18 protein-coding genes and 1 pseudogene are annotated in these 25,612 nt (G+C 74.9%); 8 read left to right on the top strand and 11 right to left on the bottom strand.

Translation table 11 applies throughout. The features are described from left to right. Positions 1-405: 405 nt before the first annotated feature. Positions 406-1,743 (bottom strand): family 16 glycosylhydrolase, encoded by a 1,338-nt coding sequence (locus ACFWEJ_RS05880; RefSeq protein WP_377228266.1) that lies wholly within the window; start codon positions 1,741-1,743, stop codon positions 406-408. 346 nt (positions 1,744-2,089) lie between these two features. Here ACFWEJ_RS05880 and ACFWEJ_RS05875 point away from each other — a divergent pair, with 346 nt between their 5' ends. Continuing rightward, the gene (locus ACFWEJ_RS05875) at positions 2,090-3,262 is read left to right on the top strand and encodes a MarP family serine protease (RefSeq protein WP_377228265.1); all 1,173 of its coding nucleotides are present in this window, start codon (positions 2,090-2,092) and stop codon (positions 3,260-3,262) included. An 82-nt stretch (positions 3,263-3,344) separates the two neighbouring features. On the opposite strand, the gene ACFWEJ_RS05870 is transcribed toward ACFWEJ_RS05875, so the two are convergent. Both ACFWEJ_RS05870 and ACFWEJ_RS05865 read right to left on the bottom strand, forming a co-directional pair. After that, the gene (locus ACFWEJ_RS05870) at positions 3,345-4,367 is read right to left on the bottom strand and encodes a DNA-3-methyladenine glycosylase family protein (protein WP_377228264.1); all 1,023 of its coding nucleotides are present in this window, start codon (positions 4,365-4,367) and stop codon (positions 3,345-3,347) included. Positions 4,368-4,389: 22 nt separating this feature from the next. Beyond that, entirely contained in the window at positions 4,390-5,109 is a 720-nt protein-coding gene (locus ACFWEJ_RS05865; protein ID WP_377228263.1) for an esterase/lipase family protein, read from the bottom strand. A gap of 55 nt (positions 5,110-5,164) precedes the next feature. Between ACFWEJ_RS05865 and ACFWEJ_RS05860 the strand changes: the two genes are divergently transcribed. Further along, positions 5,165-6,751: an NAD-dependent epimerase/dehydratase family protein gene (locus tag ACFWEJ_RS05860; RefSeq protein WP_377228262.1), complete on the top strand. Its 1,587-nt coding sequence runs from the start codon at positions 5,165-5,167 to the stop codon at positions 6,749-6,751. On the opposite strand, the gene ACFWEJ_RS05855 is transcribed toward ACFWEJ_RS05860, so the two are convergent. From ACFWEJ_RS05855 to ACFWEJ_RS05840, 4 genes are read right to left on the bottom strand one after another with little or no spacing between them, the layout of a single operon-like run. Further along, positions 6,748-7,902, bottom strand: coding sequence for a YihY/virulence factor BrkB family protein (locus ACFWEJ_RS05855; protein WP_377228261.1), 1,155 nt, complete (start codon positions 7,900-7,902; stop codon positions 6,748-6,750). The two genes, ACFWEJ_RS05860 and ACFWEJ_RS05855, sit on opposite strands and share 4 nt — an antisense overlap. Before the next feature lie 41 nt (positions 7,903-7,943). Then, complete coding sequence (locus tag ACFWEJ_RS05850; protein WP_377228260.1) at positions 7,944-8,534, bottom strand: DUF3618 domain-containing protein; 591 nt, start codon at positions 8,532-8,534, stop codon at positions 7,944-7,946. Then, entirely contained in the window at positions 8,531-8,989 is a 459-nt protein-coding gene (locus ACFWEJ_RS05845) for a phage holin family protein (protein ID WP_377228259.1), read from the bottom strand. Before ACFWEJ_RS05845 ends, ACFWEJ_RS05850 begins: the two co-directional genes overlap by 4 nt. Then, positions 8,973-9,659 carry a hypothetical protein gene (locus ACFWEJ_RS05840; protein WP_377228258.1) on the bottom strand — a complete coding sequence of 229 codons (687 nt, stop codon included), beginning with the start codon at positions 9,657-9,659 and terminating at the stop codon, positions 8,973-8,975. The genes ACFWEJ_RS05845 and ACFWEJ_RS05840 overlap by 17 nt, the downstream gene beginning before the upstream one ends. A 369-nt stretch (positions 9,660-10,028) precedes the next feature. On the opposite strand from ACFWEJ_RS05840, the gene ACFWEJ_RS05835 reads away from it, so the two are divergent. Beyond that, on the top strand, positions 10,029-10,820 hold the full coding sequence (locus tag ACFWEJ_RS05835) for a PAS and ANTAR domain-containing protein (RefSeq protein ID WP_377228257.1): 792 nt from the start codon (positions 10,029-10,031) through the stop codon (positions 10,818-10,820). A 63-nt stretch (positions 10,821-10,883) separates the two neighbouring features. Here the strand turns inward: ACFWEJ_RS05835 and ACFWEJ_RS05830 are convergent, their stop codons facing one another. Beyond that, entirely contained in the window at positions 10,884-12,641 is a 1,758-nt protein-coding gene (locus ACFWEJ_RS05830) for a CocE/NonD family hydrolase (protein WP_377228256.1), read from the bottom strand. A gap of 288 nt (positions 12,642-12,929) precedes the next feature. Between ACFWEJ_RS05830 and ACFWEJ_RS05825 the strand changes: the two genes are divergently transcribed. From ACFWEJ_RS05825 to ACFWEJ_RS05810, 4 genes and pseudogenes are all read left to right on the top strand, one after another. Continuing rightward, positions 12,930-14,123: a histidine kinase gene (locus tag ACFWEJ_RS05825; RefSeq protein ID WP_377228255.1), complete on the top strand. Its 1,194-nt coding sequence runs from the start codon at positions 12,930-12,932 to the stop codon at positions 14,121-14,123. Then, complete coding sequence (locus tag ACFWEJ_RS05820; RefSeq protein WP_377228254.1) at positions 14,120-14,722, top strand: response regulator; 603 nt, start codon at positions 14,120-14,122, stop codon at positions 14,720-14,722. The genes ACFWEJ_RS05825 and ACFWEJ_RS05820 overlap by 4 nt, the downstream gene beginning before the upstream one ends. Positions 14,723-15,117: 395 nt before the next feature. Further along, positions 15,118-15,567, top strand: coding sequence for a hypothetical protein (locus ACFWEJ_RS05815; protein ID WP_377228253.1), 450 nt, complete (start codon positions 15,118-15,120; stop codon positions 15,565-15,567). A 127-nt stretch (positions 15,568-15,694) separates the two neighbouring features. After that, positions 15,695-18,490 (top strand): annotated as a pseudogene (locus ACFWEJ_RS05810) (BTAD domain-containing putative transcriptional regulator); the annotation flags it as partial. Between the two features lie 107 nt (positions 18,491-18,597). Here the strand turns inward: ACFWEJ_RS05810 and ACFWEJ_RS05805 are convergent. After that, positions 18,598-19,749 (bottom strand): ArsR family transcriptional regulator, encoded by a 1,152-nt coding sequence (locus tag ACFWEJ_RS05805; RefSeq protein ID WP_377228252.1) that lies wholly within the window; start codon positions 19,747-19,749, stop codon positions 18,598-18,600. Positions 19,750-19,853: 104 nt separating this feature from the next. Here ACFWEJ_RS05805 and ACFWEJ_RS05800 point away from each other — a divergent pair, with 104 nt between their 5' ends. Further along, positions 19,854-22,880 carry a BTAD domain-containing putative transcriptional regulator gene (locus tag ACFWEJ_RS05800; RefSeq protein WP_377228251.1) on the top strand — a complete coding sequence of 1,009 codons (3,027 nt, stop codon included), beginning with the start codon at positions 19,854-19,856 and terminating at the stop codon, positions 22,878-22,880. Here ACFWEJ_RS05800 and ACFWEJ_RS05795 read toward each other — a convergent pair. Both ACFWEJ_RS05795 and ACFWEJ_RS05790 read right to left on the bottom strand, forming a co-directional pair. Continuing rightward, positions 22,801-23,553: a succinate dehydrogenase/fumarate reductase iron-sulfur subunit gene (locus tag ACFWEJ_RS05795; protein ID WP_377228250.1), complete on the bottom strand. Its 753-nt coding sequence runs from the start codon at positions 23,551-23,553 to the stop codon at positions 22,801-22,803. The two genes, ACFWEJ_RS05800 and ACFWEJ_RS05795, sit on opposite strands and share 80 nt — an antisense overlap. Beyond that, a complete protein-coding gene (locus ACFWEJ_RS05790; RefSeq protein ID WP_377228249.1) occupies positions 23,550-25,571 on the bottom strand; it encodes a fumarate reductase/succinate dehydrogenase flavoprotein subunit in 2,022 nt (673 codons plus the stop codon). Before ACFWEJ_RS05790 ends, ACFWEJ_RS05795 begins: the two co-directional genes overlap by 4 nt. Positions 25,572-25,612 lie beyond the last annotated feature (41 nt).

Genomic DNA, 25,612 nt, shown 5'->3' with positions numbered 1-25,612 from the left:
TGCGCTTCTACCCGGTCTTTGGGCCCGGAATCTCGCCTTGTTCGGGCCCAATGACGGGGCAGAAGCGCACCTTGCGGGTGGGGAGGTCAGCGGGTCGGTATGGCCGCGGGCCTGACGGACCGACTGCCCGACCGTCAGCCGGTCACCGAGCGCAGGCCCGCCGGGCACGCCGATCCGCCGCCCGCGCCCGAAGTGCGCTTCTACCCCGTCATTAGGCCCGGGATCACGTGTTGTTCGGGCCCAATGGCGGGGTAGAAGCGCACCTTGCGGGTGGGCGGGTCAGCGGCCCGGCAGATCAGCGGATCGGCGGATCGGCGGATCAGCGGGAGGGCGGCCCGGCGGCCCGGCGGGTCGGCAGTCAGGCGGGTGGGCGGGTCGGCGGGTCGGCGGTGCGGCGCGTTCGTGTCAGGGCAGGGTCCAGCGTTGGACCGTGCTCCCGTCGCAGTCGGCGATCTGGGTGCGGGTGCCGTCGGTCTGCACGCGGCCGACCGGCTGCAGGCAGCGGCCGGACTGCGGGTTGCGCAGCGCGAGGGTGCCGCTGGTCGAGGCCCACTGCTGAGCACCGGTGCCGTTGCAGTCCCAGAGCTGGACGGCGGTACCCGGCGCCGTCGCTCCCCCGGCGACGTCGAGGCACTTGCCGAGCGCGCGGACCGTGCCGTCCGTGCCGACGGTCCACTGCTGGGCGGTGTTGCCGTTGCAGTTCGCGAGCTGGATGGGCGTCCCGTTGGCCGGGTTGGCCCCGGCGACGTCGAGGCAGATCCCGTTGCTCGCGCGGACCGTGCCGGTGCGCCCGCCCCCGCCGCCCTGGGAGTCGTAGACCCGCACGTAGTCGACGACCATCTGCTGCGGGAACTGCGTGGACCCGTCGGGGTAGCCGGGCCAGTTGCCGCCGACGGCGACGTTCAGGATGAAGAAGAACGGCTGGTTGAACACCCACGGGTTGCCGCCGGTGTTGGCGGGCGTGAACGTCTGGTACGCGTTGCCGTCCACGAGCCAGGTGATCGAGTTGGGGCTCCAGTCGATCGCGAAGGTGTGGAAGTCGTCGGCGAACGACCAGCCCTGCGGGTGCTGGTACTGCCCCGTGATCGGGTTGCCGCCCGAGTAGCCGGGGCCGTGCAGCGTGCCGTGCACCAGGTGGGGCTCGCGGCCGATGTTCTCCATGATGTCGATCTCGCCGGAGCTCGGCCACGGCGTGCCGGGGAACTGTCCGCCAAGCATCCAGAACGCCGGCCAGATGCCCTGGCCGCGCGGGATCTTGATGCGCGCCTCCAGGCGGCCGTACTGCGGCTGCACCTTGCCCTTGGTCGTCAGCCGGGCGGAGGTGTAGCCGCTGCCCGACTGCCGGGCCGTGATCACCAGGTTGCCGTTGCCGTCCAGGGCGGAGTTCTGGCGGGAGTTGACGTAGTTCTGCAGCTCGTTGTTGCCCCAGCCGCCCGCGCCGGTCTCGTGGTTCCAGTTCGCGGCGTTGGGGGCGCTGCCCGCCGCGCCGTCGAACTCGTCGGACCAGGTCAGGGCGGCGGCGACCTGCGCCTGCGCGGTTCCTGCCTGGGCGGTACCTGCCTGGGCAGCCGCGTCCTGGGCAGCTGTGCCCTGCGCTGCCGTACCCTGCGCGGCCCCGGCGTCCGGCACCTGCGGCGGCGCTGCCGAGGCGACGAGCGAGGCGGACAGGACGAGCGTCACGGCGGCGAACGCCGTGACGAGGGTTCGGGGTGCGGTGGTTCCGGGGGTACCGGACCTGCTCAATCTGCCGGACCTGCCGGACCTGCTGGATCTGTGTGCACGACGCATCGGGGTGCTCCCTCGACGTGAGCCATCCCGCCGGGCGGGACTGCCCGGCGGTCATCGCAGTGACCTTCGCGCTCAGAGCTGTTGCTGAGGGACCGTACATTCGGCCGTCAGAGCCGCACAACGAGTGGTCGCACAGTTACGGGTTTTCCCCATCCTGCTGCCCGTTCCCCGCAGCGCAGGGCAGGACGGCGCCCCCGGCACCGGGCCCGCGCTGTGAATGTTCAGCCCGCACATCTGAGGATCGGGTGACGGAGGTGCGTGGCGGCGCCCGGCGCACGGGCGCAGCGCTTACCGTCTACCCGTGACGCTCGTCGACCTCGTGCTCCTCGTGGTGCTGCTCCTCGCCCTCGGCGCCGGGCTGAGCCGCGGCCTGCTGGCCACGCTCGGCGGCCTCGTCGGCCTGATCCTGGGCGGGCTGGCGGCCTTCTGGGCGGTCCCCGCGGTCAACGACGTGCTGCCGTCCTCCGAGTGGCGCGGCCCGGTCTCCATCGCCCTCGCGGTGCTGCTGCCCGTGTTCGGGGCCTCCCTCGGCGCCGGGCTGGGCCGAGACCTGCGCCGCGGCGTGGACCGCACCGCGCTCCGCCCGCTGGAGCGGCTGCTGGGCGGCGCGGCGAACGTGATCGTGGTCGCCCTGGCGCTGTCGTTCGTGGGCAACGCGGTCTCGGCCACCGGCACGCCGGGCGTCTCGTCGGCCGTGTCCTCGTCGGCGGTGCTGCGCACCATCGACGACCTGACGCCCGCCGCGGTGGGCCGTCCCCTGGCCCAGATGCGCGCGATGGTGCTCGACGACGGCCTGCCGCGGCTGAACATCCTGATGGTCCCCCGGCAGGACCCGGTCACGCCCGTCGTTGACCTCGACAACCCGCAGCTCGAGGCCGCCGCGCAGTCGGTGGCCCGGATCTCCGGCATCGCCTACGCGTGCGGCAAGAGCTCCACCGGGTCGGGGTTCGTCGTGGCCCCGGACCGGCTGGTCACCAACGCGCACGTCGTGGCGGGCGTGGACCGGCCCGTCGTCGAGCTGCCCGACCGCCCGGCCCGCGAGGGCCGCGTCGTGTACTACGACCCGGTGGACGACCTCGCCGTCATCGCCGTCGAGGACCTGTCGGCCGAGCCGCTGGAGATCGCGCGGACCCTCTCGGTCGGTGACCGCGGCGCCGTCCAGGGCTACCCCTGGGGCGGCCCGTTCACCTCCCGCGGCGCGGGCGTGCTGAGCGTCAGCACCGCCCCCGTCCCGGACGTCTACGACGAGGGCGCCAGCCCCCGCGAGGTCTACTCCCTGGCCGCCGAGGTGCGCCCCGGCAACTCGGGCGGGCCCCTGCTGACCACGGACGGGCGCGTCGCGGGCGTCGTCTTCGCGCGCGCCGAGGCCGACGTCGAGGTCGGCTTCGCCATGACGGACGCCGAGCTGCGTCCCGTCGCGGCGCAGGCCACCGACCTGGACACCCCGGTGTCGTCGGGCCGCTGCGCGGCCTGACCTCGTGCGAACAACTCGCCCGAACAAGCCGGCCGCCCGGCCGCCCGACCCGATAGCGCCCGCCCGCCGACCCCGGAACGGCCTAGAACGCCCGGTAGTCCACGATCGGCGTCTTGGGCCCGCGCCGCGGCGCGCGCGGGTGCCCGGACAACGACAGCAGGCGGACCACGCGGTGCCGGTGCGGCGCGTAGGGCGCCAGCAGCCGCAGCATCCCGGCGTCGTCGGTCCGCTCGCCGGTCAGCGCCCAGCCGACGGCGGCGGGCAGGTGGAAGTCGCCGACCGAGACGGCATCGGCGTCGCCGAACGCGCGTTGCGCCACCTCCGCCGACGTCCACACGCCCACGCCCTGCACCTTCTCCAGCCGTGCCCGGGCCTCCGCCGGCGCCATCGCGGCCGCCTCCTCCAGCCGCGGGGCGACCAGGGCGCACCGCGCCACGGTCCGCGCGCGTCCGGGGTCGACGCCGGCCCGGTGCCAGTCCCACACCGGGATCCGCGCCCAGGCCTGCGCGTCGGGCACCACGCGCAGCCCGCCGCGCAGTCCACCTCGCTGCCCGCCACCCAGCCCGCCCAGCCCGCCCAGCCCGCCCCGCTGCCCAGCGCCCGGCCCGCCCCGCTGCCCGCCGCCCAGCCCGTCCGGCGTCGGCCCGGGGGCCGGCGTGCCGTACCGCGTGACCAGCCAGCGCCAGGCCCGGTGCGCGGTGACGGTCTGCACGCGCTGCTCCAGCACGGCGGGCACCAGGGACTCCAGCACCCGCCCGCTGCGCGGCATCCGCAGGCCGGCCGCCCGGCGGTGGGCGTCGCGGACCTGCGGCGGCGGCACGAAGCCCGTCGCGTCGTCGTCCTCGCCGAGCAGCACCGGCAGCGCCTCGGCGGCCTCACGGGCGCCGTCACCCCACAGGCGCACCACCACCTCGTGCGGCCCGGCCGGGACGAACTGCTGCGTCACCGGCCCGGTCCGGAGCAGCGACGTGCGCCAGACGGACCCGTCGGCGGCCCGGTGGAACGTCGGGTCGCCCGGCCCGTGCGCGAGCGGTCCGAGCGTCAGTCCGACGTCGAGCCGCCGCGACGAGGTGTGGCGGACGGTGAGCACATCCCAGTGGACCACGCCCGGGGACCGCGCCGGTAGCTCACGGGAGCGCGCGCTCCGCCTCCATCCGCGCCACCTCGCGCGCCACGGTCTCCACCAGCAGGCGCTGCCCGAGCGGCCGGAAGTGGCCCGCCAGCGGCAGCTCGACGTTCCGCGCGCCCGGCAGCCGGCCGGTCTCGGGGATGTGCGGGTCGAACCGCGGGTAGACGGCGGTGATGCGCTCGTTGACCAGGAGCTCGCCCGCGAGCGCCAGCAGCACCGGGTCGCGCGGGTCGAACGAGCGCAGGGGGCGCGAGAGCATGTATCGCGCCCAGCGGGAGCCGGAGAAGGGCGTGGCGACCGCGACCATGCCGAGCACACGGTCGCTCGCGGGCGAGAGCAGGACGCGCTTGCCGATGAGGCCGCCCTTGCTGTGCGCCACGAGCACGACGCCGGACAGGTCGGCGCGCTCCAGGTGCTCCACGACGACGTCGGCGGACTCGGGGACGGGCCGGGCGTTGTGTCGCAGCGCGGGGACGGCGTGCACCGGGTGCCCCGCACGGGCGAGCGCGGTCGCCACGGGACGGAGGAACTCCCACGTCTCGTAGATGCCGGGCAGCAGCACGACGGGCGCGGCCCCGCCGGTTCCGGTGGGCACGACGGCGCGGCCCAGCAGGGAGCGCAGCTGCCGGTCGGCGGCCCAGGCGTAGTCGACGGCCCGGGTGCCGAGCCGGGCCCGCGCCCAGGGCGCGGGCCTTGCGGGGTCACGGGACCGGTTCATCGGGTGCAGGTTATCGCGGGATGCGGGTGCCCGGGCCGGGTGCGACGGTGTCCTCATGCGGGTTGTCGTCGTCGGAGCCACAGGGAATGTCGGGACGGCGCTGCTACGCGCCCTGCACGCCGAGCCGCGGGTCACCTCGCTGCTGGGGGTCGCCCGGCGGCTGCCGGACCGGGCCGCGGAGCCGTACCGGCACGCGGGGTGGGCCGCGGTCGACGTCGGCTCCGAGGACCTGGACGAGACCGTGGTCGCGCGGCTCGCCGACCAGTTCGGCGGGGCGGACGCCGTCGTGCACCTGGCCTGGCTGATCCAGCCCAACCGTGAGCGCGAGCTGCTGCGCCGCACCAACGTGGAGGGCACCCGCCGGGTGGCGGAGGCCGTGGCGCTGGCGGGGGTCCCGCACCTGGTGGTCGCCTCGTCGGTGGGTGCGTACTCCCCCGCGGACGACGACGCGCCGCGCCAGGAGGACTGGCCGACGGCGGGCGTCCGGACGTCGCACTACGGCGTGGACAAGGCCGCCCAGGAGCGGGTGCTGGACGAGTTCGAGGCGGCGCACCCCGACGTCGTGGTGGCCCGGCTGCGGCCCGCGCTGGTCTTCCAGGCAGACGCCGCCCCGTCGATCGCGCGCTCCTTCCTCGGGCCGCTGGTGCCGGTGCGGCTGCTGGGCCGGGGCCGGCTGCCCGTGCTGCCGCTGCCCGCCGGGCTGCGGATGCAGGCGGTGCACGCCGACGACGTCGCCGACGCCTACCGGCGCGTGGTGGTCGAGCGGGCCGCCGGCGCGTTCAACGTCGCCGCCGGGGACGTGCTGCGCGGCGCTGACCTCGCGCGGATCGTGGACCACGGGCGCCTGGTCGAGGTGCCGCCCGCCGCCGTCCGCGGCGCGCTGGCCGCGGCCTACGGCGCGCACACCGTGCGCGCGGACCCGGGCTGGCTGGACGTCGCGCTGTCCGCGCCGGTCCTGGACACCTCGCGGATCCGGACCGAGCTGGGCTGGGAGCCGCGCCGGACGGCGGCGGAGGCGGTCGAGGACCTGCTGGACGGCCTGGCCGTGGGACAGGGCGTGGGCTCGGCGCCGCTGCGTCCAGCGCGCCCGCGGCCGCCGGGTGCGTCGCCGGAGGACAGATCGACCGGACCGCGCATCCCCGACTCGATGGACCACTACCTCTTCGGCCTCTACCTCTCGGACCACTTCACCGGCGCGACGGCGGGCCTGGAACGCCTGGAGCTGATGACCCGCACGTCCGAGGACACGCCGTTCTACGCCGAGCTCGCCGAGGCGACCGAGCAGCTCCGGGCCGAGCGGGAGCTCTACCGCGACCTCCTGGCCACGCTCGGCGTGCCGCGCCGCCGGCACCGCCAGGCGGCGGCCTGGCTGGGCGAGAAGGCCGGGCGGCTCAAGCTGAACGGCCGGATCGCGGACCGGTCGCCGATGACGCCCGTGCTGGAGGCGGAGCTCATGCGGTCGGCGGTGCTGGGCAAGATCGGCGGCTGGCAGACGCTGCGCGAGCACGCCGCCGACGTCGGCCTGGACGCCGCACAGCTCGACGAGCTCATCGCGCAGGCGCGCCGTCAGATCGACCTGTTCGACCGGTACCACGCGTGGGCGCGCGAGCGGGCGTTCCGGACGGCGGCCTGGGAGCGTTAGCGGTCGGTGCCCCTCGCGGCGTCGTTCTGCACAGCGGAGGCGTCCTTCCCGGCGTCGTCGTCCTGACCGGCGCCGTCCCCGCCGCCCTCGCCAGCACCGTCCCGCGCCGCCGCGACCCGGATCTCGCGGCCCCGCTCGACCTCGCGCAGGTGCTTGGCCTCGCGCTTCTCGCTCGCGCGCGCATCCTTGGGCGGGAGCTGGACGTTCTCCTCGGCGGCGATGCCGCCCTGCAGCTCGCGCCCGCGTTCGAGCTCGGCGTCCAGCTCGGCGCCGAACAGCAGCGCGAGGTTGGTGATCCAGAGCCACAGCAGGAACACGATGATCCCGGCCAGCGACCCGTAGGTGGCGTCGTAGCTGGAGAAGGTCGCGACGTAGAAGCCGAACGCGGCCGAGGCGAGCACCCACGAGAGGATCGCGACGAACGCCCCGACGCTGATCCAGCGCATCTTCGGCTGCCGCACGTTCGGCGTGACGTGGTACAGGATCGCGACCAGCACGATGACCAGCGCCAGCACGACCGGCCACTTGGCGATGTTCCACACCGTGACCGACGTCGAGCCCAGGCCCACGGCATCTCCGACCGCCCGGGCCAGCGACCCGCTCAGCACGAGCGCCCCGACGATCAGGGCCGCCGTGACCACGGCGACGAGCGTGACCAGCAGCATCACCGGGCGGAGCTTCCACACGGGGCGCCCCTCGTCGATCCCGTAGATCCGGTTCATCGCCCGGCCGAAGGCGCCGACGTACCCCGACGCGGACCACAGGGCCAGCACGACACCGAGGACGAGGGCCAGCCCGGCACGGCCCCCGCCCCCGGCGGCGTTCTGGACGAGCGGCTCGACGATCGCCAGCACGTCCGGCGGCACCACGCCGTCGACCGTGTCGAGCACACGCTGGACCGCCTGGCCGCCGTCCCCCACGAGCCCGAGGACGGAGACCAGTGCGAGCAGCGCCGGCGCCGCGGCGAGCACCGCGTAGTACGTCAGCGCCGCGGCCAGGTCCAGGCACTCGTCGCGCGTGAACTGACGCAGCGTGTTGCGGGCGACGTACTTCCACGTGCCGCCGTGCAGGTCCGGCGGGGCGTCCGGCTTGCGCCGGTCGTCCGGCGCCGGTGCTTCCACGCGCGCTGACGAGTCGTCGATGTCTGCCATGCCTGCCCCCCGGTGCTCCCGTGCTCCTGTCGGCCGACCGGTCAGTCGCCCGCCACCCGCGAGCGGACGTCGGCCGCCGCCTCCCGGCTGTGCTCACCGACAGACCGCGCGGCATCCTTCGCGGCGTCCCGGACCGCCTCCGCGCTCTCCTGCACCGGGCGGCGCAGGTCGTCCGCGACCTCCTTCGCCGTCGACCTCATGTCCTCGACCAACGGCGCTGCCTTCTCCTCGACGGCCGTCGCGGCGCGCCGTTCGGCGCGGCTGGACGGGATGAGCGACGCGGCCACCAGACCCAGCCCGAAGGCGACCAGGCCCACCCCCAGCGGGTTGCCCTGCGTCTTCGCGCGGACCGTGCGCGGTACGGAGCCCACCGACCCGGCCACCGACGACGCGGCCTCCCGTCCGCGGTCGGCCAGGTCGTGCGCGCCGTCCTGCGCCGAGCCCGCCGCGTCGTGCGCCTGGCCCATCACGCGGTCCTTGACCTGGGACATGCCGGAACGGACGCGGTCGGCCTGACGCCGGGCGACGTGACTCGGGTTGACCTTGTCGCCGAGCGCGTCGACGTCGTGGCTCAGCTCGTCGCGCGTCCGCTCGATGTCCGCGCGAATCTCCTCGGGATCGTTGGTGCTCATGAGTTCCTCTCCTCGTGTCCACGCAGTGCGTCAGGGATCTTCTTGACCGACTCGGTCGTCCTGGACAGGCCCTCCACGGAGCGCAGCTCGGCGCGTCCGCGCGCAGCGAGCACGGCGGCGATCACCGCCCACACCGCCGCGACGACCAGGGCCGACCAGCCGCCGCCGATCAGCGAGCCGAGCGCCCACCACAGCGCGAGGGACAGGAACAGCAGGACCATGTGGCCCGCCACCCCGGCGCCGCCGAACATGCCGGCGCCCTTCCCCGCGCGCTTGGCGGACTCGGCCACCTCCGCCTTCGCGAGCGCGACCTCCTGCCGGATCAGCGTCGACAGGTCACGCGTGACCTCGCCGACGAGCTGACCCACGCTGTGCCGGTCCGCGGAGCCGCTGCGGCCGTCGGTCGGGTCCGGCGCCACGCTGGACGCCGCGAACGGATCAGGGGCGCTCGACATAGGGCTCACCCCCGGCGGTCGGCGCGCCCCAGACCTCCGGGGCGGGCGGCGCGGCGGCCGGAACGGCGGCCGGAGCCGCGACCGGCGGCGGAGCCGAGGCCGGACGGTGGCCGCCGTCGTCGTCGGGCGCGTCCCGCATGCCCCGGACGAAGCGGCCCACGAGGAGCCCGGCCCCCGCCGCGACGGCGATGAACAGGCCCGGCCGACGCCGCGCGAAGTCCTCGACCTCGCGCAGGACGGCGCCGGGCTCGTGCTCGTCGAACCAGTCCGCGACGCGCCCGGTGGCGTCACCCGCACGCTGGACGAGCTCGCTCGCATAACCCGGGTCCTGGGTGCCGCCCGCCATCTGGCCGAGCTCGTCACCCAGCGACCGCAGGCCGCTCGCCAGGTGCTGCTGCTGGGTCGCGACCTGCTCGCCGAGCTCGATCCGCGTGCGGCCGATCAGGCCCCGCGCACGCTCGGAGGCCTCGTGGGCCACGTCGCGCGCCGCCTCCTTGGCGTCGTGAGCGGTCTCTCGGCCGGCGTCCCCGACCTGTGACGCCGCGTCGGCGACCCGGTCCTTGATGCCCGAGCCCGCCCCGGAGCTGTCTCCGGCTCCGGCTCCCGTTCCGGATGACCAGCTCTGCTGCGGACCTGTCCCTGTGCTGTACGGATGTGCCGTCTGGCTCATGATGGGACTCCTGTCGTCGTCCTCGCCCGATCGCGCTGGACGAGGTCGGAGAGCAGGGCAACGGCGTGCCGTGCTCCACCGCGCGGCCGCTTCATGACCTCGTTCCAACCTAGGCGGGTGAAAGCGACTCGCAACCCGAGGTCGGCGCCGGTGGAGGCGGGGTGGAGGCTGGCGGGTGCCCGACGGCGGCCGACCGATGTCGGGAATGCGCCGGAAAAGGACTCGGTAAACACTCGCAAAGAATGGCCCAATACCCGTCTTCACCAGCGCCTTTGTCGTCCGGACTGTCCGAATCGCCCGAACCAGCGTAGGGTGAATTGCTCGGAGTCATGAAGCGGCTCCCGATCCGGACGGATCTGGGAGGCACCTGTGTCCTTGATCGAACAGCCGCGCTCGACCGCTGTGAGCGACATCCAGAACGACCACTCCGCACCCGCCGCGGGATTCTCCCCGGCGGCCCTCATGCGCACGATGGGCCTGGGTACCAATCTGCTGGTGGGTACCTACCGCGTCGAGCTCGCCTCCGGTACCTGGTGGTGGTCCGACGAGGTCTACACGATGCACGGCTGGAAGCGGGACGAGATCGAGCCGGGGCTCGACGCCCTCCGCTCCCGCAAGCACCCCGACGACCGGACCCGCGTGGTCCGCGCCGCCAGCCAGGCCCTGCGGGTCGGCCGCCCGTTCGCGTGCGCGCACCGCATCGTGGACCGCAACGGCCGCACCCGGTCGGTGGTGGTGACCGGCCAGGGCAGCCAGAGCGACCGCACCCACTCGCCCGAGCTGGTGGGCTACGTCGTGGACGTCACGCCCGTGCAGAAGGAGGCGCTGGACCGCGAGGCGGACGGCGCGGTGAACCGCGCGTTCGTCAGCCAGGCGGCGATCGAGCAGGCCAAGGGCGTCATCATCGCGGTGCGGGGCGTCGACGAGGTCGCGGCGACGGAGATCCTGGTCGAGGTCGCGCGCAAGGCCGACGTCTCGCTGCGCCTGGCCGCCGACCAGGTGATGGAGTCGCTGCACGCCGACAACGAGAAGGCCGGCGTCACCCAGGCCGCGCTGCGGCGCGCGCTCGACGTCGTCCACCCGGTGGGGCGGCCGCGCGGCCACGACGCGCTGCTGACCCGGCGGCCGCGTCGCACGGACACGCGCCGCCGGGACAACTGAGCGACCCCCAGCCGGCCCCGCCGCTCCGCCTGGAGCGACGGGGCCGACGTCTGCCCGCCGCCGTCAGCCGCGCCCGCCGGGCGCCGGCACCGTGAAGGACGGCTCGCCCGGGGTCAGCTCCGCGGTGTACGCCGCGAGGTAGGAGTCCAGCCAGACGGCGCGCCCGCCCTCCGTGGGCGCGTCGCCGGCGGGGTCGTCCACCGCGAGCTCCAGGCGGGCGTCGCGGACGCGGATGGTCTGGCCGGACGGCGTGTCCACCCAGGTGCCGGACCCGATCGAGCCGATCTCGACGGCCAGCCGGTGCCCGGCGGCCAGGGTCCAGTCGGTCGACTCCAGGTCGAGGGTCACCCGGCCCGAGTCGATGACGGCGGCCTGCTCGACGAACGGCACGGCCGTCCCGTCCGGGGCGACGTCGTGCAGCTCGACCAGCACGTTGCCGGTTCCCCGCACGTCCAGCGCGACCTTGGGCGTGCCGACGACGCGGGTGTCCGCCGCGACGGGCTCGGACCACCTCAGGAAGCTCGACCGGGCGCCGTCCTGCTCCTCGTCGGGGCCGCCGTCGTCGACGTACGAGCCGCCGCCGAGCGCGACCCGCGCGGTCCGGTCGGCAGCCGGCCACGTGTCCTCGGCGCGCCAGGCGCCCGTGCTGTCCTGGATCGAGAACGCCGGGTACGCCGTCGTCGGCTCCGTGTCCTTGAGGTGCTCGTCGTAGAAGGCGCCGATCTCCTCGAACCAGCCCTCGCGCCCCATCTGCGGGGTGCCGTCCTCGGTGCGGTCGTTGCCCCGCACGTGGTCCCACGGTCCGAGCCAGCCGCGCTGCGGGCCGTCGTGGTTCGCGAGGTACTCGGCCATGCCCTCGGGCCGGGTGTTCCACTCCAGGAAGCCCTGGGTGACGAACAGCGGGGTGTCGCTCCCCTTCGCGTGCCTCGCCAGGTCCCGGTCCTGCCAGTAGCTCGTGCCCGGGTCGGCCTTCAGGTTGTTCAGCGTGTTGGCCGCGAGGCACTCGGGGTGCGCCAGCTCGTACCGCGAGTTCTTCACGTAGCGCTCGTCGTCGTCAGCCAGCTGCGGGAGCTGGGCGATCGTGTTGTACGTGTTCGGCGCGATGATCCCCTCCTGCCGCGGCAGGCCGTTGGAGCGGATGCGGTCATACATGTCCCAGATGGGCTCCTGGGCCACGACGGCCCTGAGCGCGTCCTGGTCCAGGTTGTTGCCGATCAGGCCGGTGACGGCGTCGTACGACTTGCCGTACATGCCCACCGCCCCGGTGGACCACGACTGGTCGGCGGCCCAGTCGATCGCGGCGGCGACGTCGGCCTGCTCGCCGGGGCCCGCGAAGTCGATGCAGCCGGTCGAGCCGCCGTAGCCGCGGGTGTCGACCAGGACCAGGGCGTAGCCGCGGTCGAAGAGGTCGATGCCCTCGACGAGGTCGCCGAACCGGTCGGACGGGCCGGTGTGCGCGTGGCCCTCCTCGGAGATCTCGCCCGAGTGCCCGAAGTACGAGCCTGCCGACAGGATCACCGGCACCTGCTCGCCCTTCTCCAGTCCCTCCGGGAGCAGGACGTCGGCGTGCAGCTCGACGTCGGAGCCGTCCGAGCCGTCGGAGCCGTCCGAGGACGGGAAGTAGTGCTGCGTCCAGACGGCGCCCTCGGGCACGCGGTCGTTCTCCGCGTGCGTCACGGGGCGGTCGGCGGTGGCGACGGCGGCGGGCTCGTCCGACGCCTTCTGCGCCGTCGCCGTGGCGACGGGGACGGCGACCGCCCCCGTCAGGGCGACGGCGGCGAGGGCTGAGACGGTCGTGACTGCGGCGCGTGAGCTGTGCACGTGCTCCTCCAGTGTTGTGGTGGCTGGGTCGGGGCTGGCTTGGTGCGGTGTCTGTGGCTCGATCACACCCGAGATTTCACCCGGTCGACAGTGGGACGACGTCACCGGCCGGTCGTGACATTCGTCGGGGGCGGGCGTGACACGGCGTCACTGGTGAGGTCGGCGTCGGGCACGAATACTGGGTCCCGACCCCTTCCCGGCCCGACCTGCCCCACCCGCCCCCGCGCGACCCGGAGTTCCCATGGAGACCAAGCCCGCGAGCGTGCACCACCTGCCGGGTACCGACCGTTGAGGCCCGGACGGACCGCTCTGTCCGAGCACAACGAGGCCTCCCAGGGGCGGCTGCGCCGTCTCAACCTGGTGCTGCAGGTCCCGCCGGTCGCCCTCGCGGGGGCGCTGCTCGTGGCGTTCGACCACAAGAACCTGTGGGGCACGGTGGCCCTGGTCGTGGGGGTCGTGGCCGCGGTCGTGGCCATGGAGCGGTGGACGGCGGACGACCTGGCCCGCGTCGCCCTGCCCTGCCTGGCCGCGAGCGCCGTGGTGTGGCTGTTCGGGGCGCTCGTCGCGGGCAGCAGCACGGCGTTCTACGGCATCGGCGTCGTGGGCTCGCTCGTGGTGCCGCAGCTCCCGCGGCACCGGGTCGCGGCGACGCTCGGGCTCGCTCTCTTCATCGCGGCCGCGGGGGCGAGCCGGCTGCTGGTGACCACGGACGACGTCGTCCGCGACCTGGTGACCTACGTGATCGTTCCGACGGGTGTCTTCGTGCTGGCCACCGCCCTGCTGTACGGCAACCAGCGGTACCTCGACCTCATGAAGGAGACGCGCGACCGTGAGGCGGAGCTGGCCGTGGCCCAGGAGCGGATCCGGTTCGCGAGCGACCTGCACGACATCCAGGGCCACACCCTGCACGTGGTGAAGCTCAAGACCGTGCTGGCGCAGAAGCTGGTGCACGGCGACGCCGACCGGGCGCAGGAGGAGCTGCGGGAGATCCACGCCCTGGTCGCCGACACGATCGCGCAGACCAAGAACCTGGCGCACGGGCAGCGGCGGCTCAACCTGTCGGCCGAGCTGGAGAACGCGAAGAACCTGTTCGAGGCCGCGGGCATCGACGTCCGCGTCGACCGCGTGGCCGAGGCCGACCCGCGGACCGCCGAGCTGCTCGGCCAGGTGCTGCGCGAGACGACCACCAACATCCTGCGGCACGCGCAGGCCTCGCTGGTGCGGATCACACTGTCCGGCTCCGGCATCGACATCGTCAACGACGGCGCGCGGGACGGGCCGCCGCCCGCGCTCAGCGGGCTGTCCGCCCTGCGGCAGCGCGTGGCCGAGGACGGCGGCGAGCTGACGGTCGAGCAGGGCGCCGGACGGTTCCGGACGGCGGCGGCGTTCGGACGGGAAGGCGCGACCCTCGCGCCGGAAGTGAGAACCGAGCCGGAGATGACAGCCGCGCCGGAAAAGACAGCACTGGAGGGCAGCCGATGACCACGGTGGTACTGGCCGACGACGAAGCGCTGCTGCGCAAGGCCCTGGCCGCGCTGCTTCCCCTGGAGGGCGACATCGAGGTGCTGGCCGAGGCCGAGGACGGCGCCACCGCCGTCGAGGCCACGCTGCTGCACCGGCCCGACGTGCTCGTGATCGACCTCGAGATGCCCGGGGTGGACGGGCTGGGCGCCGTCGCGCAGATCCGTGAAGCGCGACCGGACCAGGTGATCCTCATGCTCACCCGCCACGCCCGGCCGGGGGTGCTGCGCAAGGCGCTGCGGCTCGGCGTCCAGGGCTTCGTCAGCAAGTCCGCGGAGCCGGCGCACATCACGCAGGTCATCGCGGCGCTGCACGAGGGCAAGCGCTGGATCGACCCGGACGTCTCGGCGCTCGCCGTCATCGACGACTGCCCGCTCACCGAGCGGGAGGTCGACGTGCTGCGGGTGACGAGCAAGGGCTACTCGGTCGCCGAGATCGCGGCCCAGCTCCACCTCGCGGAGGGCACGGTGCGCAACTACCTCTCGAACGCGATGCAGAAGACCCAGACCCGGACCCGGCACGAGGCGGCCCGCTACGCACGGGAGCACGACTGGTTGTAGGGGTGCGGGATGTCGGCCGCCGGCTGGAAGTGCGCTTCTACCCAGTCATTGGGCCCGGAATCACCGTGATTACGGGCGAAATCGCTGGGTAGAAGCGCACCTTGCCCGCGCCGACGACGGCCCGACACCGGGCGCCGTCGACAGCCGGGTGCACATCGCATCCCGGAGGCGAAACCGGCCGGGCGGGGTCAACGACTACAAGGTGCGCTTCTACCCAGTCATTGGGCCCGTATTCACGGTGATTCCGGGCCAGATGACGGGGTAGAAGCGCACTTTGCCCAGGCCGACGGCGGCCGGGCCTGGCGCGGCCGGGTCTGGACGCATCCGTCCTGGTCACGGGTGAAATCGCGGCCGGGCACCTGTCCGGCGTCGACCACCACGGCTAGCCTCGCCCCGTGAGCCAACCGCCGACGCCGCGACCGCCCGTGCCTGCCCCCGACGCGGTGCTGTCGTTCACGGTCCAGGGCAACTTCCTGACCACGAACATGGTCCCGCCGCGGCTCACCATCGACGGCTGGCCCGCTCCGTTGCCGGTCACCGGCACCCGGAAGATCCCCATCTGGTCCGGACGGCACCATCTCCAGGTGCACTCCCAGTGGCTGCGCCAGTACGGCCACGCCGCCCTCGACATCGACGTCGCACCCGGCCAGACTCTCGACGTGTTCTATGCGCCGCCGCACCAGAACTTCTACGACCAGGGGGCGATCGGCCACGGTCCCCAGGTCCGCCGGGGCCGTGGAGTCATGATCGCCACCTGGACGATGATCAGCCTGCTCCTCCTGGCGGTGGTCGGCCTGTTCCTCGGGATGACGTTGGCAACCTTCGCGATGCTGGCGACGCCCTGACCCACGAGCGGGCCAACGGCGGCGAGGATTCCGACCAGGCGCGACACTGAGCGGGTACGACGCAGCGCAGGCACCACAGCGGGCACAACGACGGCAGGCACAACGACGGCCGACCCAGGGAGCGGGCATGGCACATGTCACGGGCCGGCTCTCGGTACGTCTGCTCGGCCCGTTCGCCGTGACGGTCGACGACGCGCCCGTCGCCCTCAGCTCCCGCCTGCGCACGCTGCTCGCAGTGCTCGCGCTCGACGTCGGACGGCCCGTGCCGACCGAGCGCATCGCCGCCGCGGTGTGGGGCCCGGACCGCCCCGCCGACACCCGCAAGGCCATCCAGGTGCTGGTCACCCGGCTCCGCACGGCGCTCGGGCGCGACGCCGTCCGCACCACCCCCGGCGGCTACCAGCTCGACGTCCCGCCGGACGCCGTCGACCTGTCCCGGTTCGAGTCGGCGCTGGCCGAGAGCCGCACAGCGGCCGACCCCGCCGAGGAGTACCGGCTCCTGCGCCAGGCCCTCGCGCACTGGCGGGGCTCCCCCTTCGAGACCATCGACTCCGACCTGCTCGTCACGGTCGACCGCCCGCGGCTGGTGCAGCCCGCGCTGGCCGCCGTGGAACGGTGCGCCGACCTCGCACTGGCCGGCCACGCCCCGCGCCCGGGCACCCCGCGCCACAGCACCCCGCACCCGGGCGCCCCGGACCCCGGCACCCCAGACCCCCGCGACGCAGGCCCCGGCACCCCAGACCCCAGCAACGCAGACCTCGGCGACGCAGGCCCCGGCGACGCAGACTCCAGCGGCGCAGGCCTCGGCGACGCAGACCTCGGCGAGCTGGCCGCCGCCCTGCGCGAGCTCGTCGGTGTCCACCCGCTGCGCGAGAGCCTGTGGGTCCGGCTCATGGGCGTACTCGACCGCACCGGCCGGCGCGCCGACGCCCTGGCCGCCTACCAGGACCTGTACCGGATCCTGCGCGACGAGCTCGGCACCCCACCCGGCGCGGAGGCACAGGCGGCCCACCGCCGCCTCCTCGCGCCCGAGCCACCCGAAGCGCCGGAGCAGTCCGAGCCACCGGAGCAGTCCGAGCCACCCGCGCCGGCAGCACCAACGGCACAACCAGTACCACCAGCCCGACCCGCCCTGCTCCCGCCCCCGGAGCGCACCTTCCGCGGCCGGGCCGCCGCCCTCGACGCCCTGGACGCCCTCCTCGACACCGCCCCCGGGATCGCCGTCGTCGACGGACCGGGCGGGGTCGGCAAGACGGCGACGGTGCTGCACTGGGCCCACCGCGCGGCCGACCACTTCCCCGACGGGACGCTCTACGTGAACCTGCGCGGCTACTTCCCCACGAACACGCCTTTGGCCCCCGCGGTCGCCGTCCGCCAGTTCCTCGACGCGCTCGGCGTCCCGCCCGCCCGGATCCCGGACGACGCCGACGCCCAGGCCGCCCTGTACCGCTCGGTGCTCGCGGACCGCCGGGTCCTGGTGGTGCTGGACAACGCCCGCGATGTCGAGCAGGTGCGGCCCCTCCTGCCGGGCGGACGGCGCTGCGTGGTGGTCGTCACGAGCCGGAACCGGCTCGGCGGCCTGGTCGCCGTCGAGGGCGCCGCGCGGCTCGCCCTCGGGACCCTCCCGTCGCCCGAGGCCGAGGACGTGCTGGCCGCCCGGCTGGGCGCCGCCCGCCTCGCGGCGGAGCCCGAGGCCGTGCGCGAGCTGCTGGCGCTGTGCGGCGGGCTCCCCCTGGCGCACGTGATCGTCGCCGAGCGCGCGGCCGCGCGGCCCGGGGCGCCGCTCGCCGGCCTGGTCCGCGAGCTGCACCGGTCCCGCATCGCCGCCCTGTCCGCCGGCCGCGACCACGCGGCCCGCTCCGTCTTCTCGTGGTCGTACCGCGCGCTGGGCGCCGACGCCGCCACGGTGTTCCGCCTGCTCGGCCTGCATCCCGGGCCGCACGTCACGATCCCGAGCGTCGCGAGCCTCGGCGCGCTCCCCCGGGACCGTGCCCGCGCCGCCGTCGCCGAGCTGGAGCGGGCGAGCCTCCTGATCGAGCTCGCGCCGGGCCGGTTCACCATGCACGAGCTGCTCATGGACTACGCGACCGAGCTGGTCGCCAAGGACCCGCCCGAGCAGTCCGCCGCCGCGACCGTCCGCATGCTCGACCACTACCTCGGCATGGCCCACCAGGCCGAGGATTCACTCGCCCTCACCGAGGACCGGCACACGCTCGGCCCGCCGGCGGACGGCGTGCTCGGGTCGCCCCCGCCGTCCGGGTACGACGCCGGGGCGGCCCTCCTCGACACCGAGGCGCCCGTCCTCGTCGCGATGGTCCGGCGCGCCGCCGCCACCGGCAACCACGAGCACACCTGGCGCATCGCGCGCTGCCTGCGTCCGTACCTGTGGGCGCGCAAGCAGGTCCCGACCGTCCTGGAGGCCGAGCGCCTGGCGCTCGCCGCGCTGGAACGGCTCGGCCGCGTTCCGGAGCAGGTGGGCTCCCGCCGCTGGATCGCCCACGCCCTCATGCGGCTCGGGCGGCCCGACGACGCCTGGCGCACCCTGGAGCCGACGCTCCCCCTGACCGAGCGCACGGCCGAGCGCACGGCCGAGCACACGTCCGAGCACACGGCCGAGCGCCACACCGAGCGCCACACCGAGCACCGCGCCGAGCGCCAGGCCGAGCACCACGCCGAGGTCGACGACCCCGAGCGCCACGCCGAGGTCGACGACACCACGCGCGCCTGGCTGCTGAACACCACGGCCGCCGTCCTGTCCGAGCTGGGCCGCCTGGACGAGGCCCTCGACCACGCCGAGCGCGCGCTCGATCTCTTCCGCGGCACGGGCGACCTCCTCGGCGACGGCTGCACCGAGTCCGCGGTGGGCCTCTACCTGCGCCGGCTGGGCAAGCTCGACGCCGCGCTGGCGGCCGCGCAGCAGGCGTACGCCACCCTGACGGAGGCCGATGACGTCTGGCTCCGCTGCTACACCCGCGAGCTCGTCGGTGACATCCAGCTCGACCTGGGCGAGCCCGACGCCGCGGCCGCCACCTACCGGGCGTGCGCCGAGGAGCTGCGCGCCCTCGGCCGCACGGACGAGCTCGCCGGGATCCTCGCCAAGCTCGCAGCCGCCGACGCCGCGCGCGGCGCCCCCGCCGACGCCCGCGCCCCCGCCGACGCTGGCGATGCCGCCCGCGACGCAGCCGACGCCGGAGGTCGCTGAACGACCGGCAGCACCCGGTCGCCGTCCAGTACCGCCTGACCGAGCGGCGTCAGGGTGTGCCACACGCTGTTGCGCTCCCGCCGCGACGCGATCAGCCCGGCGTCGCGCAGCACGGACGCGTGCTCCGAGGCCGACGGCGCGGAGACGCCGATGTGCCGCGCCAGCTCGCTCGTGCTCGCGCCGTAGGCCAGGGCCGCCAGCGCGGCCGCGCGCGTCCGGCCGAGGAGCGCGGCCAGCGCCCGGTCGTGCCGGCCGCCGCCGGCCGGGCGGAGCCAGGACAGCCGGTGCGGCACCGGGTACACGAGCACGGGCGCGAGGCCCGGGTCGGCCAGCGAGATCGGCGCGCGCCAGCAGAAGAACGCCGGCTGCAGCGTGATCCCCCGGCCCTCCAGGTAGACGTCCCGGTCGGCCGCGGTCTCGACGCGGAGCACCGGGTCCCGCCAGGTGACGGACGGGTGCAGCGAGCCGAGCAGGGCCGCCGTGCCGCCGCCGGTCAGGGTGCGCACGTGCGCGGCGACGTCGGCCTCCACGGCGGTGCGGATCGCGGACCAGTACGGCGCGAGCGCCTGGTCGTGGTAGGCCTGGGTGGCCCGCTCCAGCCGCCGCCGGGCGGGCGCCGAGCGCGCGAGGTCGAGTGCCCAGCGCGGCACGTCGCGCTGCCCGCCCAGGAGCTCCAGCTCGTCCCGGAACCGGGCGGACGGCGTGCTCAGCACCGTCTCCAGGCCGGCCCCGAGCTCGGTGGTGCCGCCGGCGGGCGTGAGGAAGTCGGGCGTGTACCCCCGCGGCGGCGTGAGCCGCAGGTAGGAGCGCGCCTCCCACGACATCCCGGACACCACGCGCGAGCGCCACTCGGCGAAGACCAGGGGTCCGCCCGGCTGGTTGACCTGGTGCGCGCTGAGCACGGCCTCCCACAGGGGGTCGGGCCCGGGGGCGAGCCGGACCCGCAGCAGGTCCTCGGCGGTGAAGTGGATCCGTAGCATCGGCACCCTCCTGCAGGACGCCGGATCTCGGCGTCACCGCCCATTCCACGCCGTGGCGGTTTCAAACCGCTTTCACCTGTCGGTCGGGAGCCCGACCCGGCAGGATGGCCGGGACGGGGGGCGCGACGGTGCGGGACGGGATGCGGCAGGACGGGACGCAGATGGACGACGGGCACGAGCCCGCGGTCACGGTCGCCGTGCTGGGCCCGTTCGCCGTCGTCGTGGACGGCGCGGAGGTGCGGCTGCCGGGCCGGCTGCGGTCCCTCCTGGCCGGGCTGGCCGCCGGCGCGGGGGCGCCGGTGTCCGTGGAGCGCCTGGTCGACGTCGTCTGGGGCGAGGAGCTGCCCGCCTCCCCGCAGGGGTCGCTGCAGGTGCTGGTCCGCAGGCTGCGGTCCGTCCTGGGCGACGCCGTGGTCGAGACCGGACCGGGCGGGTACCGGCTCGCCCTTCCCGCCGGGCGCGTGGACGTCGCGTCGTTCGCGGGGCTCGTCCAGCCCCGGCCCGGCGAGGCCCCGGCCGCGGAGCGCCGGCGCCTGGCCGACGCGCTGGGGCTGTGGCGCGGCGCGCCGTTCGACGGGGTCGGGTCCGAGCTCCTCCACGCGGTCGAGGGTCCGCGGCTGGAGGAGCAGCGCCTGGCGGCGCTGGCCCGCCGGATCGAGATCGACCTCGCGACGCCGGACGACGCCCTGGTCGCGGAGCTGCGCGAGCTCACGGACCGGTACCCGCTGCAGGAGCGCTTCTGGGGGCACCTCATGACGGCGCTGGCCCGGACCGGACGGCCCGCCGAGGCCCTCGACGCCGCCGCGCGGCTGGAGCGGACGCTCGCCGACGAGCTGGGCATCGGCCCCGGGGCGGCGATCCGGCGGCTGCGCCGGGACATCGCCGGCGCGGAGGCCGCCGGCCCGGATGCCACCGGCTCGGATACCGCCGGCTCAAAGAGCGCAGGCGCAGAGTTCGCCGGCGCAGGGTTCGCCGGCACAGACGCCGCCGTCCGACCGGACGAGGAGCCGGGCCGGGTCCCGCGCCAGCTCCCCCTGGGCCCCCTGGCGTTCAGCGGCCGGGCGGGCGCGCTCGCCGGTCTCGACGTGTTCCTCGCGGACGACGGCGCGCCCCGGGTCGCGGTGCTCGACGGCGCGGGCGGTGTCGGCAAGACCGCGACCGCGCTGCACTGGGCGCACCGGGTGGCCGGCCGGTTCCCCGACGGGCAGCTCTACGCGAACCTGCGGGGGTTCGACCCGACGTCGGCGCCGGTGCCGCCGGGCACGGTGGTGCGGGCGTTCCTGGAGGCCCTGGGCGTGGCCAAGGGCCGCGTCCCGGCGGCGGAGGACGCCCTGCTCGCGCTGTACCGGGGCGTCGTCGCGGGACGGCGGCTGCTCGTGGTGCTGGACAACGTCCGCGACGCCGACCAGGTGGCGCCGCTCCTGCCCGGATCCGGGCCGGGCGTCGCCGTGGTCACGAGCCGCGCCACCCTGACGGGCCTGGGCGCCGCGCGGGTCGCGCTGGGCACCCTGACGCCCGCCGAGGGGCTCGACCTGCTCGCGCTGCGGGTCGGCGCGGAGCGCTGCGCGGCCGAGCCGGAGGCCGCGCGCCGGATCGTAGAGCGGTGCGCCGGCCTGCCGCTGGCCGTCGTGATCGCCGCGGCCCGGGTGCTGGCCCGGCCGGGATTCCCGCTGTCGGCGGTCGCCGACGAGCTGGCGGACGGCGGCGCCCGGCTGGACACGCTGGGCGACGACGACGCGATGGCCGACGTCCGCAGCGTGTTCGCCACGTCGTACCGGGCGCTGACCCCCGAGGCGGCGCGCCTGTTCCGGCTGCTCGGGGTCCATCCCGGGCCGGACGTCGCGGGCGCCGCGCTGGCGGCCCTGTACGGCGACCCCGACGGCGGCGCCGGGGACGACGACGGAGGCTCTGACGGGGACGGGGACGGGGACGGCGCCAGGAACGACGACGGGGACGACGTCGCAGGCCGCGCGCTGGCCGAGCTCGTCCGCGTGAACCTCGTGACGGAGCACGCGCCCGGCCGGTTCGCGATGCACGACCTCGTGGCGGAGTACGCCCGCGAGCGGGCGCGGGAGGACGAGACGCAGGAGTGGCGGGACGCCGCCGTCGGGCGCGTGACGGCCTGGTACCTGGGCGTCGCGCTGGAGATGGACCGCCGCAGGTGGCCCGCCCGCGTGCGCCAGGAGTTCGTCCGGGACCCCGGCCCCGTCCGGGTGCCGGACGAGGAGCCGGCCGCCTGGTTCCACGCCGAGCGGACCGTCCTGTTCGCCGTCGTGACGGCGGCCCGCGAGCACGGGTTCCGCGGCGAGATGCTGTCCCTGGTCTGGGCCCTGTACAGCACGCTGTCCCACCACGCGGAGCAGCGCGACGCGCTGTGGACGGTGCTGGTCGCGGCGCGCGACGTCGCGGTCGAGGTCCGGGACCGGCGGGCGGAGCTGTGGTGCACCCGGTACCTCGCGGCGCTGGCGGCGGCCGCGGGGCGCCGCAGGGCGTGCGAGGAGCTGCGGCGCCGCACCGTCGACCTGGCCGCCGAGCTGGGCGACGTGCGCGGGCTCCAGCTCGCCCACCACGGCTACGCCGGCGACCTGGTGCGCTGGGGGCGGCACGACGAGGCGGTGCGCCAGGCGGAGCAGGCGCTCGTGCACGGCCGCCGCTCCGGCGACCCCTTCCACGAGGCCCACGCGCTGAACATCCTCGCGTGGGCCCTGGCGCACGCCGGCGACCTCGACCGGGCGCTGCCGCTGGCCGAGCGGGCCCTGGGGATGCTGAACGACCGGGACAACCCGACCACCCGCGCCGTCGTCTGGGACACGCTCGGCCACGTGCACACCGCCCTGGGCGACCCGGGGCGGGCGATCGTCTGCTACCAGGAGGCGGCGGTCCGGTTCCGTGAGTTCGACATGCGGCAGGACCTGGTGGCCGCCGAGCGCCGGCTCGCCGTCCTGCTCGGTGAGGCCGGCCGCTGGACGGAGGCGCGCGACGCCTGGCAGGAGTGCCTGGACCAGTCCGTCGAGCTCGGGCTGGGCGGCGTCGCCGGCATCCGCACGGAGCTCAGTCGCGCCGCCGCGAGATCGTCCGGCCCAGCCACACCAGGGGGTCGTAGCGCCGGTCCGCCACTCGCTCCTTCATAGGGATGAGGGCGTTGTCGGTGATCTTGATCCCCTCGGGGCACACCTCGGTGCAGCACTTGGTGATGTTGCAGCGGCCCAGGCCGTGCTCGTCCTGCACGGCGGGCACCCGGTCGGCGACGTCGAGCGGGTGCATCTCCAGCTCGGCGACCCGCATCAGGAACCGCGGGCCGGCGAACGCCTCCTTGTTCTCGTCGTGGTCGCGCACCACGTGGCACGTGTCCTGGCACAGGAAGCACTCGATGCACTTGCGGAACTCCTGCGATCGCTCGACGTCGACCTGCGCCATCCGGTACTCGCCCGGCGCGAGGCCGGCCGGCGGCGTGAACGACGGGACCTCGCGCGCCTTGGCGTAGTTGAACGACACGTCCGTCACGAGGTCGCGCAGCACCGGGAACGTCCGCATCGGCGTCACGGTGACCACGTCGGTGGGCGCGAACGCCGACATCCGCGTCATGCACAGCAGCCGCGGGCGCCCGTCGATCTCGGCCGAGCACGACCCGCACTTGCCCGCCTTGCAGTTCCACCGCACCGCGAGGTCGGGCGCCTGCGTGGCCTGGATCCGGTGCAGCACGTCGAGCACGACCTCGCCCTCGTTGACCTCCACCTCGAAGTCCGCGAGCGCCCCGCCGGACGCGTCCCCGCGCCAGACCCGGAAGCGTCCCTTGTAGCTCATGCCGTTCCTCCCTCGGGGTGCAGCACTGCGGACGACCCGACGTCAGGCTGCCCGGCCTCGGGGTGCCCCGCGTCGGGGTGCCCCGCCAGCTCGGCCGGCGTGTAGTACTTCTCCAGCTCGGACAGGTCGAACAGCGCGAGCAGGTCCGGGCGCATGGGTTCGCGCTCGGCGGGTTCGACGGCGGTCCGCGGCACCACCGCTGCCCCGGTACCGAGCCCTGAGCCGTCCCGTACGCAGTGGGTGACCAGCACCCGGTGCCGCCACTCGGCGTCGAGCCCGGGGTGGTCCTCGCGGGTGTGGCCGCCGCGGCTCTCGGTGCGCAGCAGGGCGGAGGACGCGACGGCCTCGCTGACCATGAGCATGTTGCGCAGGTCCAGCGCCAGGTGCCAGCCGGGGTTGTACTGGCGGTGGCCCTCGACGACGACGTCGTGCACCCGGGCCCGCAGCTCGGCGAGCCGGTCGAGCGCGGCAACCACCTCGGCCTCCGTGCGGATGATGCCGACGAGGTCGTTCATCACGCGCTGGAGCTCGGCGTGCAGCGTGTAGGGGTTCTCGCCGCCGGCAGCGGCCGGGTGCGCGTCGAACGGCGCGAGCGTCATCGCGGCCGCCGCGGCGACGTCCGCGTCCCGGACGGCGGGACGGCGGTCCAGGCCGACGACGTAGTCGGCCGCGCCGAGGCCCGCGCGCCGGCCGAACACCAGCAGGTCGGACAGCGAGTTGCCGCCGAGGCGGTTGGAGCCGTGCATCCCGCCGGCGCACTCCCCCGCGGCGAACAGGCCGGGCACGCGGGACTGCCCGGTGTCGGGGTCCACGGCGATGCCGCCCATCACGTAGTGGCAGGTGGGGCCGACCTCCATCTGCTCGGCCGTGATGTCGACGTCGGCCAGCTCCTTGAACTGGTGGTACATCGAGGGCAGGCGCCGCCGGATCTCGTCGGCGGGCATGCGGCTGGCGATGTCGAGGTAGACGCCGCCGTGGGGCGAGCCGCGGCCCTCCTTGACCTCGGTGTTGATGGCGCGGGCCACCTCGTCGCGGGGCAGCAGGTCGGGCGTGCGGCGGTTGTTCTCCTGGTCGTCGTACCAGCGGTCGGCCTCGTCCTCGGACTGGGCGTACTGGCCCTTGAACACGTCCGGCACGTACCCGAACATGAACCGCTCGCCGTCGGAGTTGCGCAGCACGCCGCCGTCGCCGCGCACGCCCTCGGTCACGAGGATGCCCTTGACGCTGGGCGGCCAGACCATCCCGGTGGGGTGGAACTGGACGAACTCCATGTCGATGAGGCTGGCCCCGGCGCGCAGCGCCAGGGCGTGGCCGTCGCCCGTGTACTCCCACGAGTTGGACGTGACCTGGAAGGACTTGCCGATCCCGCCCGTGGCCAGCACCACGGCGGGCGCGGAGAACAGGACGTGCCGGCCCGACTCGCGCCAGTAGCCGAACGCCCCGGCGACGGCGCCGTGGTGCTCGGTGCCCGCCTCGGGGTCGGTGAGCAGCTCGGTGATCGTGCACTCGGCGAACACCCGCAGCCGCGCCTCGTAGTCGCCGGTGGCGGCGTGGTCCTCCTGCTGCAGCGCGACGATGCGCTGCTGGAGGGTGCGCAGCAGCTCCAGCCCGGTCCGGTCGCCGACGTGGGCGAGCCGCGGGTAGGTGTGCCCGCCGAAGTGGCGCTGGCTGATCCGGCCGTCGGGCGTCCGGTCGAACAGCGCGCCGTAGGTCTCCAGCTCCCAGACCCGGTCCGGCGCCTCCTTCGCGTGCAGCTCCGCCATCCGCCAGCTGTTCAGGAACTTGCCGCCGCGCATCGTGTCGCGGAAGTGCACCTGCCAGGAGTCGTGCTCGTTGACGTTGCCCATGGCCGCCGCGCAGCCGCCCTCGGCCATCACGGTGTGCGCCTTGCCGAACAGCGACTTGCAGACGATCGCGGTGCGCAGCCCGCGCTCGCGGGCCTCGATCGCGGCGCGCAGCCCCGCGCCGCCCGCGCCGATCACGAGGACGTCGTAGTCGTGTCGTTCGATCTCGGTCAAGGCCGGGCTTCCTCTCCGACGGGCCGTGCGGTTGTCCGATG

Source organism: Promicromonospora sp. NPDC060204 (assembly GCF_042728455.1).
Lineage (GTDB): Bacteria > Actinomycetota > Actinomycetes > Actinomycetales > Cellulomonadaceae > Promicromonospora.
Note: the sequence above shows the minus strand (reverse complement) of the source record. Positions and strands in the feature narration are given on the sequence as shown.